Annotated in this window: 13 protein-coding genes; 12 read left to right on the forward strand and 1 reads right to left on the reverse strand. The window is 63.4% G+C overall.

The features are described from left to right. The first annotated feature begins 17 nt into the window (after positions 1-17). The 12 genes from mtgA to pyrF all read left to right on the forward strand — a co-directional run bounded on the left by mtgA (position 18) and on the right by pyrF (position 12,430). On the forward strand, positions 18-740 hold the full coding sequence (gene mtgA / locus LPA37_RS06415; protein ID WP_228975253.1) for a monofunctional biosynthetic peptidoglycan transglycosylase: 723 nt from the start codon (positions 18-20) through the stop codon (positions 738-740). Positions 741-1,091: 351 nt separating this feature from the next. Continuing rightward, positions 1,092-2,051 (forward strand): IclR family transcriptional regulator, encoded by a 960-nt coding sequence (locus LPA37_RS06420; RefSeq protein ID WP_228975251.1) that lies wholly within the window; start codon positions 1,092-1,094, stop codon positions 2,049-2,051. After that, a complete protein-coding gene (locus LPA37_RS06425; RefSeq protein ID WP_229012095.1) occupies positions 2,048-3,136 on the forward strand; it encodes a 2-dehydro-3-deoxygalactonokinase in 1,089 nt (362 codons plus the stop codon). Before LPA37_RS06420 ends, LPA37_RS06425 begins: the two co-directional genes overlap by 4 nt. Positions 3,137-3,166: 30 nt before the next feature. After that, entirely contained in the window at positions 3,167-3,847 is a 681-nt protein-coding gene (locus LPA37_RS06430) for a 2-dehydro-3-deoxy-6-phosphogalactonate aldolase (protein ID WP_228975247.1), read from the forward strand. Continuing rightward, on the forward strand, positions 3,844-4,632 hold the full coding sequence (locus LPA37_RS06435) for an SDR family oxidoreductase (protein WP_228975246.1): 789 nt from the start codon (positions 3,844-3,846) through the stop codon (positions 4,630-4,632). The genes LPA37_RS06430 and LPA37_RS06435 overlap by 4 nt, the downstream gene beginning before the upstream one ends. Positions 4,633-4,761: 129 nt before the next feature. After that, entirely contained in the window at positions 4,762-5,760 is a 999-nt protein-coding gene (locus LPA37_RS06440; protein WP_229012096.1) for an arabinose ABC transporter substrate-binding protein, read from the forward strand. A 202-nt stretch (positions 5,761-5,962) separates the two neighbouring features. Further along, entirely contained in the window at positions 5,963-7,483 is a 1,521-nt protein-coding gene (gene araG / locus LPA37_RS06445; protein WP_228975241.1) for an L-arabinose ABC transporter ATP-binding protein AraG, read from the forward strand. A gap of 66 nt (positions 7,484-7,549) precedes the next feature. Then, positions 7,550-8,548 carry an L-arabinose ABC transporter permease AraH gene (gene araH / locus LPA37_RS06450; RefSeq protein ID WP_228975239.1) on the forward strand — a complete coding sequence of 333 codons (999 nt, stop codon included), beginning with the start codon at positions 7,550-7,552 and terminating at the stop codon, positions 8,546-8,548. 25 nt (positions 8,549-8,573) lie between these two features. After that, positions 8,574-9,374 (forward strand): SDR family NAD(P)-dependent oxidoreductase, encoded by an 801-nt coding sequence (locus tag LPA37_RS06455; protein WP_228975238.1) that lies wholly within the window; start codon positions 8,574-8,576, stop codon positions 9,372-9,374. Further along, complete coding sequence (locus LPA37_RS06460) at positions 9,371-10,318, forward strand: SMP-30/gluconolactonase/LRE family protein (protein WP_228975236.1); 948 nt, start codon at positions 9,371-9,373, stop codon at positions 10,316-10,318. The genes LPA37_RS06455 and LPA37_RS06460 overlap by 4 nt, the downstream gene beginning before the upstream one ends. Positions 10,319-10,472: 154 nt before the next feature. Beyond that, positions 10,473-11,525, forward strand: coding sequence for an aldose 1-epimerase (locus tag LPA37_RS06465; RefSeq protein ID WP_228975233.1), 1,053 nt, complete (start codon positions 10,473-10,475; stop codon positions 11,523-11,525). Between the two features lie 89 nt (positions 11,526-11,614). Next, positions 11,615-12,430 carry an orotidine-5'-phosphate decarboxylase gene (gene pyrF, locus LPA37_RS06470; protein ID WP_228975231.1) on the forward strand — a complete coding sequence of 272 codons (816 nt, stop codon included), beginning with the start codon at positions 11,615-11,617 and terminating at the stop codon, positions 12,428-12,430. Between the two features lie 18 nt (positions 12,431-12,448). Here the strand turns inward: pyrF and LPA37_RS06475 are convergent, their stop codons facing one another. Beyond that, positions 12,449-12,976, reverse strand: coding sequence for a cupin domain-containing protein (locus LPA37_RS06475; protein WP_228975228.1), 528 nt, complete (start codon positions 12,974-12,976; stop codon positions 12,449-12,451). Between the last annotated feature and the right edge of the window lie 14 nt (positions 12,977-12,990).

Raw genomic sequence — 12,990 nt, forward strand, 5'->3', positions numbered from 1 at the left:
ACGGGGGACTTTCGACGATGACAGGAGCGAGGCGCGCGAGCCGGCCGGGCATGGTCCGATGGCTGTTCTACGTGCTGGTGGTGTTCGCGTGCGCGTGGCTTGCGACCCAGGTCTATTATTTTGCGCAGATCGCGATCTGGAATGTCGTCAATCCACAGTCGACTGCGTTCATGCGCTCGGACGCATGGCGGCTTTCGCAGGACCGGCCGGATCTTTCCATCCAGCATACGTGGGTACCGTACGACCGGATTTCGCGGAATCTGAAGCGGGCGATCATTGCTTCCGAGGATGCGAACTTCGTCAATAACAACGGTTACGAGACGGACGCGATTCTTCAGGCCTGGGAGAAGAACAAGGCACGCGGGAAGATCGTTGCCGGCGGTTCGACGATTACCCAGCAACTGGCGCGCAACCTGTTTCTTTCGCGTGAGAAGAGTTATATCCGCAAGGGGCAGGAGCTGATTATCACGTGGATGCTCGAGACGCTGATGGACAAGGAGCGGATCTTCGAGATTTATCTGAATTCCGTCGAGTGGGGCAATGGGGTTTATGGCGCTGAGGCCGCAGCGCGGTATTACTACAAGACTTCCGCGATGCAGTTATCGGGCGGGCAGTCTGCGCGGCTGGCTGTGATGCTGCCGCGGCCGAAGTATTTCGATGAACATCGAGGATCGGGGTATCTGGCCCAGCGGGCGAGAGTGATTGCCCGTCGGATGGGGGCGGCTGAATTACCCGATTGAGGGCTTCTTGCGGCGCCTGGTTTTTGGTTTTTTGTTTGTTCTGGGTTTTTGGCCTTTCCTTGTTCCGGCTTTTTGGCCTTTTCTTGAATTCATGTCGGTCGCCCCGCACAGGGGCGACGCTAATAGACCGATATGAATGCAAGGAAAGGCCAAAAAGCCAGAACAACAAAACAAAACCCGCGCCGCAAGAAGCAATCCCACTATATGACCACAACACTCACATATTGGAGATAGAAGAAAAACCGCCCTACAATCCGGATCAACGAGCCGCGAGAGCGGCAAAAAGCGCCGACCTTGCTGCGTCGCAGCAAAAAACACAAGCGCAAAGACAATACCGGAGACGAGCAACTTATGTCCGTGGTTGACCGGCGAGAAGCAACACGCGAAGCCGACGCGTCCAGATCACAAACGCCCCCGACGGCTCAGGCAGCATCCCGTTCCAACGGTGCCGCCGGCATACCGGCCGCAGCGCAGGCGGACTCGATAGCTGTCCCCAGCACGCTGCTCGACGTCACGCCCCAGCAAGCCGGCACGCAGACGCTCCTGCGTGGTCTCGCGATCCTCGAAGCCGCCGCCGCCGGCGTGCGCGATCTGCGCACCTTCGGCGCCGCGCTCGGCACGACCCGCAGCACCACGCATCGACTCGTCAGCAGCCTCGTCCAGGCGCGCTATCTGCGCCAGGTTCAGGGCGGCTATCTGCTCGGCCCGAAGCTGATCGAACTCGGTACCATCGCGCTCGAACAGATGCCGCTGACGGCCGTCGCACGTCCGCATCTCGAAGCACTCGCCGAACAGACCCTCGATACGATCCACCTCGGCGTGCGCGACGGCGACGATGTCCTCTATATCGACAAGATCCCCGGCACCCGTGGCCTCGAAATGCGCTCGCGCGTCGGTCACCGCATGCCCCTCGCGTCGACGGGTATCGGCAAGGCCATGATGCTCGACCTGCCGCCCGACGCCTGGCGTTCGCTCTTCGACGCGTCGCGTCGCGCACTCGCCGGCGTCAGCTTCAAGCCGGACAACCGTCCCGATTCGCTGACCTTCATGCAGCGCATGACCAACTATTCGACGGGCGGCTACACGTTCGACCTCGAAGAAAACGAAGCCTCGATCCGCTGTGTCGCAGCGCCCGTGCGCGATGCGTCGGGCGCCGTCGTCGCGGCGCTTTCGGTGGCGAGCACGATTCCCTATATGTCGCTTGAACGCATGGATGAACTGATCCCGGTCGTGCAGCGCGAAGCGCGCGCGATCTCGGAAGAACTGGGCTGGCGTGTGCCGCAACCGACCACCCGCAGGATCAAACGATGAGCCAGTCGAGCACCTCGAGCGCAGCCGCATCTCAAGCTCGGGCCGCAAATGCAACCAACACCATCGCGACGAACGACGCCGCACTGATCGCGCTCGACTGGGGCACGACGTCGCTGCGCGCGTATCTCTTTGACGCGGCGGGCAACGTGCTGGCAGCGCACACTTCGTCGGCCGGCATCATGAACCTGCCGCGCCCGGCAGCGGAAGGCGGCTTCGATGCGGCCTTCGACGCGGCCTGCGGCGCGTGGCTCGACGCGCACCCGGATCTTCCGGTGGTGGCGGCCGGCATGGTCGGCAGCGCGCAGGGCTGGCTCGAAGCGCCGTACGTCGAAGCACCCGCCGACGCGGATTCGCTCGTCGCCGGCATCGTGCGCGTCAAGACCGCGCGCGGTCTCACGATCCACATCGTTCCGGGCGTCCTGCAACGCGGCGACCTGCCGAACGTGATGCGCGGCGAGGAAACGCAGATTTTCGGCGCGCTCGCCGGAAAAGCATCTGTCGCCAATACCGCGGACGACGCAGGCGAACTGATTGGCCTGCCCGGCACGCATGCGAAATGGACGGTGGTGCGCAACGGGCGCATCGAACGCTTTCATACGTTCATGACGGGCGAAGTGTTCGGCGCGCTGCGCGATCACACGATCCTCGGCCGCACGATGACCGCGCCCGCATCGCCCGACACGGAAGCGTTTTTGCGTGGTGTCAGCGTCGCGCGTAACAGCGGCACGGCCGGCGTACTCGCGACGATCTTCAGCACGCGCACGCTCGGTCTCACTGGACAGCTCGCATCGAATGAACAGCCCGATTATCTGTCGGGTCTCCTGATCGGCCACGAACTCGCGGGCCTCGAAGCGGTGCTCGTGCGGCAACAGGGTTCGCTCGCCGGTAAGTCGCTGCTGCTGATCGGCAACGACGCGCTGTGCGAACGCTACCGTCTCGCACTCGCCCAGTTCGGTTGTACCCAGGCCGCTCTCGTGCAGCACGCGACGGAACATGGACTGTGGCGCATCGCGACGCAGGCCGGCTTCGTCGCGGCTGCAGAAACGAAGGCCAGCGCCGGCGCGACTTCCCGCGCGGCCCGCTGACCGACGCCAACGAACGCACAAGGAATCGACATGCAACCCCACATCAATCTGCCCGCACCGTACATGCCGCACGCAGGGCTGATCGCGGCTTTCGAGGCGTGCCCGTTGATCGCGATCATGCGCGGCGTCACACCCGCCGATGCTGCCGATCACGGTCGCGCGCTGTATGAAGCCGGGTTTCGCATCGTCGAAGTGCCGCTCAATTCGCCGCAGCCGTTCGACAGCATCGCCGCAATCCGCCAGGCATTGCCGGCCGATGCGATCGTCGGCGCGGGCACGGTGCTGCATCCGGGCTTCGTCAACGATGTGAAAGCCGCGGGCGGCGAACTGATCGTGATGCCGCACAGCGATGCCGAGGTCGTGATCGCCGCGAAGGCGTTGGGACTCGCCTGCTCGCCGGGTGTGGCCACGCCGAATGAAGCGTTCCTCGCGCTCAAGAACGGCGCGGACGTCCTCAAGATGTTCCCCGCGGAGCAGCTCGGCGCGCACGTCGTGAAGGCGTGGCGCGCGGTGATCGCGGCGGAAGTGCCGCTCGTGCCGGTCGGCGGTATCACGCCGGACAACATGGGTCCGTTCCTGAGTGCGGGTGCAAACGGCTTTGGCCTGGGCTCCGCACTCTACAAGCCGGGCCAGAGCGCGGCCGTGACGGCTTCGCATGCGAAGGCGTACATCAACGGTCTGCGCATCGCGAAGGCAGGTGTACAGAAATGAATCGCCTCGCCGACAAGGTCGCGTTGATCACCGGCGCCGGTCGCGGCATCGGTGCGGCGATTGCGCATGCCTTCGCTCGCGAAGGCGCCGCGGTCGTACTGGCTGAACTCGATCTGGAAACCGCACAGCACACCGCGCGCGCGATCGAGGCGCAATGCGGTCTGCAACCCGGTGCGAAAGTGCTCGCGGTGCGGACGGACGTGACTCAATCGACCTCGGTGCAGCACGCGGTAAGCGAAGCGGAAAAGGCGTTCGGGCCGCTGAACGTGCTCATCAACAATGCGGGTATCAACGTATTCTGCGACCCGCTGACGATGACCGATGATGACTGGCGCCGTTGTTTCGCAGTCGATCTCGATGGCGTGTGGAACGGCTGTCGCGCGGTATTGCCGGGCATGGTCGAACGCGGCGCGGGCAGCATCGTGAACATTGCGTCGACGCATGCTTTCAAGATCATTCCGGGATGTTTTCCGTATCCGGTCGCGAAGCACGGCGTGATCGGTCTCACGCGCGCGCTCGGCATCGAATACGCGCCGCGCAACGTGCGTGTCAACGCGATCGCGCCAGGCTATGTCGAGACGCAGTTGACGCGCGACTGGTGGGACGGTCAGCCGGATCCCGCCGCCGCGCAGCAGGCAACACTGGATCTGCAACCGATGAAACGTATCGGCCGTCCGGAAGAAGTGGCGATGACCGCGGTTTTTCTTGCGTCGGATGAAGCGCCGTTCATCAACGCGAGCTGTATCACGGTCGATGGCGGGCGCTCGGCGCTTTACCACGACTAGCAAAGAGACAAGGCAGGGCAGGAACAGGGTTTTCAGTCGGGCGACGCACTGGCCGCGTGTGTCGCGACAACCGATAAAAGAAGATGCGGCCAATCACCTTCTCGTTACCAATAGTCAGGAGACAGCATTATGAAACGTAGAATTTTCCTCACGCTGGCAGCTGCAGCGGCGGGCGTGTTCTTCAACGCAACGGTCGCTCAGGCAGCCGATCCGGTGAAGATCGGTTTTCTGGTGAAGCAGCCCGAAGAGCCGTGGTTCCAGGACGAGTGGAAGTTCGCGGAAATCGCTGCGAAGCAAAAGGGCTTCACGCTCGTGAAGATCGGCGCGCCGTCGGGCGAAAAGGTGATGAGCGCAATTGACAACCTCGCCGCACAGAAGGCTCAGGGTTTCATCATCTGCACGCCGGACGTGAAGCTCGGACCGGGCATCGTCGCGAAGGCGAAGGCCGACGGCCTGAAGATGATGACGGTCGATGACCGCCTCGTCGACGGCGCGGGCAAGCCGATCGAATCCGTGCCGCACATGGGCATTTCGGCTTACAACATCGGCAAGCAGGTCGGCGACGGTCTGGCTGCTGAAATCAAGAAGCGCGGCTGGGACATGAAGGACGTCGGCGCGATCGACGTGACCTACGAACAGCTGCCGACCGCGCATGACCGCACGTCGGGCGCGACCGACGCACTGGTCGCCGCAGGTTTCCCGAAGGCCAACATTGTCGCGGCGCCGCAAGCGAAGACCGACACGGAAAACGCTTTCAACGCAGCGAACATCGCGCTCACCAAGAACCCGCAGTTCAAGCACTGGGTTGCCTATGCGCTGAACGACGAAGGCGTGCTCGGCGCGGTGCGCGCAGCAGAAGGCCGCGGCTTCAAGGCGGACAACATGATCGGTATCGGTATCGGCGGTTCGGATTCGGCACTGAACGAATTCAAGAAGCCGAACCCGACGGGCTTCTACGGCACGGTGATCATCAGCCCGAAGCGCCACGGCGAAGAAACCTCGACGCTGATGTACGACTGGATCAAGGACGGCAAGGAACCGCCGAAGCTCACGCTGACGACCGGTATGCTCGCCACGCGTGACAACGTCGGCGAAGTGCGCGAAAAGATGGGTCTCGCATCGAAGTAAGCAGCAGGTAGTACCAGGCAGTAGAACGGCGCGGCAACTGGATGCACGAAGCATCCGGTTGTCGCGCCGGGCATCAGATGGCGCCCGGCGGACACGATGTGTCGAAGGGCGCCTGAAAATCAGGGACGACAGGACTTTTTGCGTGAACGTGATGTCAGACGACGTGTGCACGCGAGACGTCCGCAATGTGAGGGGAAGCGAAGTGTCAGCGACGCTGCGTTTTGACAATATCGGCAAGGTGTTTCCAGGCGTGCGCGCGCTCGACGGTGTGTCCTTCGACGTGAACGCGGGCCAGGTGCATGGCCTGATGGGCGAGAACGGCGCGGGGAAATCGACCCTGCTCAAGATTCTCGGCGGTGAATATCAACCGGATTCCGGCCAGATCCTGATCGACGGCAACGACGTGCGCTTTGCGAGCGCGGCTGCTTCGATCGGCGCGGGTATCGCGGTGATTCACCAGGAACTGCAATATGTGCCCGATCTGACCGTCGCGGAAAATCTGCTGCTCGGCCAGTTGCCAAATTCACTTGGCTGGGTGAACAAGCGCGAGGCGAAGCGCTTCGTGCGCGAGCGTCTCGCCGCGATGGGCGTCGATCTCGACCCGAACGCGAAGCTGGGCAAGCTGTCGATCGCGCAACGGCAGATGGTCGAAATCTGCAAGGCGCTCATGCGTAACGCGCGCGTCATTGCACTGGACGAACCGACGAGCTCGCTGTCGCACCGCGAAACCGAAGTGCTGTTCAAGCTCGTGCGCGATCTGCGCGCCGACAATCGCGCACTGATCTACATCTCGCACCGCATGGACGAGATCTATCAGCTGTGCGACGCCTGCACGATTTTCCGCGACGGCCGCAAGGTCGCCTCGCATCCGACACTCGAAGGCGTGAGCCGCGACACGATCGTGAGCGAGATGGTGGGCCGCGAAATCAGCGACATCTGGAATTACAGGCCGCGTCCGCTAGGCGAAGTGCGCTTTGCGGCGAAGGCGATCGAAGGCCACGCGCTGAAAGAGCCGGCAACGTTCGAAGTGCGCCGCGGCGAGATCGTCGGCTTCTTCGGGCTGGTGGGCGCGGGCCGCAGCGAACTGATGCATCTCGTCTATGGCGCGGACCACAAAAAGGCGGGCGAGATCGCGCTCGACGGCAAGACGATCAAGGTGCGCAGTGCGGGCGAAGCGATCAAACACGGCATCGTGCTGTGCCCGGAAGACCGCAAGGAAGAAGGCATCGTCGCGATGGCGAGCGTGTCGGAAAACATCAACATCAGCTGCCGCCGCCACTATCTGCGTGGAGGCCTGTTCCTCGACCGCAAGAAAGAGGCGCAAACCGCCGACCGTTTTATCCAGCTGCTGAAGATCAAGACGCCGAGCCGTCGCCAGAAGATCCGTTTTCTTTCCGGCGGCAACCAGCAGAAGACAATCCTGTCGCGCTGGCTGGCCGAGCCGGACCTGAAGGTGGTGATTCTCGACGAACCGACGCGCGGTATCGACGTCGGTGCGAAGCACGAGATCTATAACGTGATCTATCAGCTCGCCGAGCGCGGCTGCGCGATCGTGATGATTTCGTCGGAACTGCCGGAAGTGCTGGGCGTGTCCGACCGCATCGTTGTCATGAGACAGGGCCGGATCTCCGGCGAGCTGAAGCGCGGCGAAGCTACCGAACAGACAGTACTGAGCCTTGCACTGCCGCAAAGCTCGACAGAACCCGCCGCGCAGGCGGCGTGAATTTCACCGGACGAGATTGTTTAAATACCTGTCCGACAACCCGTTGGGAACGGGAGGAGTGATCAAATGCAAGCCAGAGAAAACCTCAACGCCGCTGATGCGTTGATTCCACAAACCAGCGACAAGCAGAAATGGTGGCAGCACGTCACCGAGTACAGCCTGATCGTGATCTTCGTCGTGATGTTCCTGACGATGTCGCTGACCGTCGATCACTTCTTCTCGATCGAAAACATGCTCGGTCTCGCGCTGTCGATTTCGCAGATCGGCATGGTCGCGTGCACGATGATGTTCTGTCTCGCGTCGCGCGACTTCGATCTTTCGGTCGGCTCGATCGTCGCGTTCGCCGGCGTGCTCTGCGCGATGGTGTTGAACGCCACCGGCAACACGTTCATCGCGATCGTCGCGGCGGTGGTGGCGGGCGGTGCGATCGGTTTCGTGAACGGCGCGGTCATCGCGTATCTGCGCATCAACGCGCTGATCACCACGCTCGCGACGATGGAAATCGTCCGCGGCCTCGGCTTCATCGTGTCGCACGGTCAGGCCGTGGGCGTGTCGTCGGATACGTTCATCGCGCTGGGCGGCCTGTCGTTCTTCGGCGTTTCGCTGCCGATCTGGGTCACGCTGCTGTGCTTCATCGTGTTCGGCGTGATGCTGAACCAGACCGTCTACGGCCGTAACACGCTCGCGATCGGCGGCAACCCGGAAGCGTCGCGTCTCGCCGGTATCAACGTGGAACGCACGCGCGTCTGGATCTTCCTGATCCAGGGTGCGGTGACGGCGCTGGCCGGCGTGATTCTGGCATCGCGTATCACGTCGGGTCAGCCGAACGCCGCCGAAGGCTTCGAGCTGAACGTGATCTCGGCGTGCGTGCTCGGCGGCGTATCGCTGCTCGGCGGTCGCGCGACGATCTCGGGCGTGGTGATCGGCGTGCTGATCATGGGCACGGTCGAAAACGTGATGAACCTGCTCAACATCGATGCGTTCTATCAATATCTCGTGCGCGGTGCGATCCTGCTGGCCGCCGTGATGCTCGACCAGTTGAAGAACCGCGGTTCGCGTGATTAATCCCTGTTCCTGAAGGAATCGAACGATGTCGTCTCCGGTCAATGTGAATGAACGTCAGGCGGATAGCGCGTTTGCCCGTTATCCGAGTCTTATCGATCGCACGGTGCTGATCACTGGCGGTGCAACGGGCATCGGCGCATCGTTCGTCGAACACTTCGCGGCGCAGGGCGCGCGCGTGGCGTTCTTCGATATCGATGCGAGCGCCGGTGAAGCCCACGCCGACGAACTTGGCGACTCGCGTCACAAGCCGCTCTTCCTGCCGTGCGATCTCACCGATCTCGACGCGTTGAAGAAGGCGATCGCCGACGTGCGCGCGGCGCTCGGCCCGATCACCGTGCTCGTCAACAACGCGGCCAACGACAAGCGCCACACGATCGCCGAAGTCACGCCCGAGTTTTTCGACAAGGGTATCGCGGTCAACATCCGTCACCAGTTTTTCGCGGCGCAGGCCGTGGTCGACGACATGAAGGCTGCCGGCGGCGGCTCGATCATCAATCTCGGCTCGATCAGCTGGATGCTGAAAAACGGCGGCTATCCGGTGTACGTGACATCGAAAGCGGCGGTGCAGGGGCTCACGCGCGGTCTCGCGCGCGACCTTGGGCCGTTCGGTATCCGCGTCAATACGCTCGTGCCGGGCTGGGTGATGACCGAAAAGCAGAAACGTCTGTGGCTCGACGACGCCGGCCGCGAAGCGATCAAACAGGGTCAGTGCATCGACCGCGAATTGATGCCCGAGGATCTGGCGCGCATGGCACTCTTCCTTGCCTCCGACGACAGCCGCATGATCACCGCGCAGGACGTGATCGTGGACGGAGGCTGGGCATGAGCGTGGCGGCGCGCGAACAGCAGGCGGCGCTCCTCATCGACGCCAAGTGCAGGCTCGGTGAGAATGCGACGTGGTGCGCGCGCACCGGGCGCTTCTACTGGACGGATATCGAGGGCGCGCGTCTGTGGCGCTACGATCCGGCCGACGGCCGCAGCACGTTCTGGCCGATGCCCGGGCGGCTCGCGACGTTCGCGCTGTGCGCCGACCCGCATTACCTGCTACTCGGCCTTGCGTCGCATCTCGCGTTTTTCGATCTCGCGACCGGCGAGACGCAGCATATCGTCGACGTCGAACCCGGCTTGAACACGCGCGTCAACGACGGCCGGTGCGACCGGCAAGGTCGTTTTGTATTCGGAACGAAAGACGAGGCGTCGGTGAAAGCCATCGGCGGTTTTTATCGCCTGAATCATGATCTGACGCTTGAACGGTTGCCATTGCCATCGCCGGCAATTGCGAACAGTATTGCGTTCAGCCCGGACGGCGCGACGATGTACTACTGCGATACGCTGACCCGCACGATTCGCACCTGTGCGTACGGCAGCGATGGCGGCATTTCAGGCGACCGTGTGTTCGTGACGCTGACCGATGCGACCGGAGGGCCGGACGGCTCGACGGTCGATCGCGACGGCGGCCTGTGGAACGCGCAGTGGGGCGGCTCGCGTGTCGTGCGTTACGACACCGACGGCGCCGAAACGGCGCGTGTCACGGTGCCGACCGCGCAACCGAGTTGCGTCGCGCTGGGCGGCGCGCAACTGGGCACGCTGTACATTACGAGCGCGCGCGACGAACTCGATGCGCGGGCGCTTGGCAAGGACACGCGGGCGGGCGGCGTTTTCATCGCGACGCCCGGCGCGCGCGGTCTGCCGGAGCCGCTTTTTCAGGGCGCGCCGGCGCGGCGTCAGGCGCCCGACGCATTGGGTTTCGCGCGAGACGCTGCAGGCTGACCGTTTCGTTTCAATGGCGATGCAGGGCAGGACTTCATTCGCAGATGTTGCAGCACGCTGTACGACGCCAAAGAGGCGACCGGCTTGCCGAGTTGCCCACAGGATTTCCCGTCGATGACGACGGCAATGTTTGACGCCTCTCGAGGAGACTGACATGACTGTCACGAATTCCGTTGGCTCGTCTTCATCGCAGTCGCGCCGCGCGAGACTGGCCGCGGCTGCCACCCCCGTGCTGCCCGGACCGAGTACGTCGGCCGTTGCGACGGGTACGACTGTCGCGGACGATATCGCTTCCGTCACGCTTTCAAATGCACAACTGCGGCTCGACGTTGCCCCGCTGCTAGGCGGCGGCGTGACGCGTTTCGACTACCGCAGCGATGGCGGCCTCGTGCCGATTTTTCGCCGCTGCCGCCACGTTGCCTGCGATACCGATCCGAACGAACTCTCGTGTTACCCGCTACTGCCGTATTCGAACCGGATCGGCGGCGGCCAGTTCAGCTTCTCGGGCCGCTCGATCGATGTGCCGCTCAACCGCGACGGCGAATCGCTGCCGATTCACGGCGACGGCTGGCTCGCGCCGTGGCAGGTCGCCGATACCGATCACCAGAGCGTGCGCCTGACGCTCGATCGCAGCGAGGGCAAGCCGTACGCGTATCGGGCGATGCAGATGTACACGCTCGATGGCCCCGCGTTGATCATCACGCTCGAAATCGAAAACACGGGGCGAGAAGCGCTGCCGTTCGGTCTCGGCATTCATCCGTTTTTGCCGCGTGATGCGGGCACGGAACTATCGGCGGCGGCCGGCGGCTTGTGGCTCGCCGACGACAACTGGCTGCCCATGCGGCACGTCCCCGCGCCGCCCGCGTGGCAGTTTGGCGTCGCGTATCCGTTGCCGGAGACGATCGTGAACCACGCGTTCACCGGCTGGAGCGGACGCACGGCGGTGGTATGGCCGAAGCGGCGCCTGTCGCTCACCATTGCCGCCGATACCGATTACTACGTGCTCTATACGCCGCCGTCGGAAGATTTTTTCTGCTTCGAACCGGTCGACCATCCGATCAACGCGATGAACCTGCCGGGCGGCGCGGCCGCGAACGGCATGACGGTGCTTGCGCGCGGCGATCGTCTGACGCGTCAGTTCACGTTCACGGTCGAGCGGACGGGAATGCGCTCGACGGCCGGTGCGCGCGGGCACGGGCGGCAGTAGGTCGCGTGTGAGGGCGCCGGGCCCGAAGGCCGGCGCCGCCGGGTAAAATACGCGCCTCATCCGCTAATGGCTCGTCGCGAGTTTTCACCATGTCCTCATTCACCCAGACGCTCAACGATGCGTGGCAGCGCACGAACTCGCTGCTGTGCGTCGGCCTCGACCCCGAGCCCACGAAGTTTCCGGGCGCGCTCGCGAACCGGCCCGACGCCATTTTCGAGTTTTGCCGCGCGATCGTCGATGCGACTGCGCCGTACGCGTCGTCGTTCAAGCCGCAGATCGCGTACTTCGCCGCGCATCGCGCCGAAGACCAGCTCGAACAGCTGATCGCTCACATCCATGCGCATCATCCGGGTCTTCCGGTGATCCTCGATGCGAAGCGCGGCGACATCGGCAGCACGGCCGAACAGTACGCGCGCGAAGCGTTCGAACGTTATCGCGCGGATGCCGTCACGGTGAACCCGTATATGGGTTTCGATTCGATCCAGCCGTATCTCGAACACGCGGGCAAGGGCGTGATCGTGCTGTGCCGCACGTCGAACCCAGGTGGCTCGGACCTGCAGTTTCTGGAGACGGCCGGACGTCCGCTGTATCAGGTCGTCGCGGGACTCGCGGCAGAAAAATGGAACGCAAGCGGCGAGCTCGGGCTCGTGGTGGGCGCGACGTTCCCGAAGGAAATCGAAGTGGTGCGTGGAATTGTCGGCGACATGCCGCTGCTGATTCCCGGCATCGGCGCACAGGGCGGCGACGTCGAGGCGACGGTGCGCGCTGGACGCACGGCGGCGAATACCGGCATGCTGATCAACTCTTCCCGCGCGATCATCTACGCGGGCAAGGGCGACGATTTCGCCGATGCCGCGGCGAGCGCCGCGCGCGAGACGCGAGACCGGATCAATCAGTATCGTTGAGCGTGAAACGGGCAGGGATTACGAGTCGCGTGAGGTGTCTGAGACAGGCCCCAGCCGCATCACGATGTCCCGATGCGCCGGGTAAGCCGCCAGCAGCGCATCCACGCTGGCCAGTTCGAATTCGCTGAATTCGAATCCCGGCGCGACCGTGCAGCCGGCCAGCGCGTAACCTGCCGGGTCGATGCATTCCGCGGCAAACCACTGCCCGGCCGGCACGACCACCTGGAACACGGCATCCGTGTGCGTGAGTGCGTTGCCCAGCCGATGCGACGTCAGACGGCCGGCATCGTCGAGGACGTGAACGTAGAGCGGCTCGCCGGCATAAAAATGCCAGACCTCGTCGGACCGGATCCGGTGCCATGCTGAATGAGCACCATCCGCGAGCAGATAGTAGATCGCGGTCGAGGCCGCGCGCGTCTCGCCCGAACCCTGTCGCTTTATTTCTGCTGTCGAGCGATACGTCTCGCGATAAAAACCACCTTCCGGATGCGGCTGCAAATCGAAACGGCGGATTAACTCAGCTTTTTCGGTAGTGGGCGTGATCATCGGGACCGTGTGAG

The sequence above is a fragment of the Paraburkholderia gardini genome (genome assembly GCF_907164545.1).
Taxonomy (GTDB): Bacteria; Pseudomonadota; Gammaproteobacteria; order Burkholderiales; family Burkholderiaceae; genus Paraburkholderia; species Paraburkholderia gardini.

Bases quoted from the DNA above. Each gene is read 5' to 3' on its own strand.
- LPA37_RS06465 (WP_228975233.1), top strand. From the start codon at position 10,473: ATGACTGTCACGAATTCCGTTGGCTCGTCTTCATCGCAGTCGCGCCGC.
- LPA37_RS06420 (WP_228975251.1), top strand. From the start codon at position 1,092: ATGTCCGTGGTTGACCGGCGAGAAGCAACACGCGAAGCCGACGCGTCC.
- LPA37_RS06435 (WP_228975246.1), top strand. From the start codon at position 3,844: ATGAATCGCCTCGCCGACAAGGTCGCGTTGATCACCGGCGCCGGTCGC.
- LPA37_RS06475 (WP_228975228.1), bottom strand. From the start codon at position 12,976: ATGATCACGCCCACTACCGAAAAAGCTGAGTTAATCCGCCGTTTCGAT.
- araH (WP_228975239.1), top strand. From the start codon at position 7,550: ATGCAAGCCAGAGAAAACCTCAACGCCGCTGATGCGTTGATTCCACAA.
- LPA37_RS06460 (WP_228975236.1), top strand. From the start codon at position 9,371: ATGAGCGTGGCGGCGCGCGAACAGCAGGCGGCGCTCCTCATCGACGCC.
- LPA37_RS06440 (WP_229012096.1), top strand. From the start codon at position 4,762: ATGAAACGTAGAATTTTCCTCACGCTGGCAGCTGCAGCGGCGGGCGTG.
- mtgA (WP_228975253.1), top strand. From the start codon at position 18: ATGACAGGAGCGAGGCGCGCGAGCCGGCCGGGCATGGTCCGATGGCTG.
- LPA37_RS06455 (WP_228975238.1), top strand. From the start codon at position 8,574: ATGTCGTCTCCGGTCAATGTGAATGAACGTCAGGCGGATAGCGCGTTT.
- pyrF (WP_228975231.1), top strand. From the start codon at position 11,615: ATGTCCTCATTCACCCAGACGCTCAACGATGCGTGGCAGCGCACGAAC.
- LPA37_RS06425 (WP_229012095.1), top strand. From the start codon at position 2,048: ATGAGCCAGTCGAGCACCTCGAGCGCAGCCGCATCTCAAGCTCGGGCC.
- LPA37_RS06430 (WP_228975247.1), top strand. From the start codon at position 3,167: ATGCAACCCCACATCAATCTGCCCGCACCGTACATGCCGCACGCAGGG.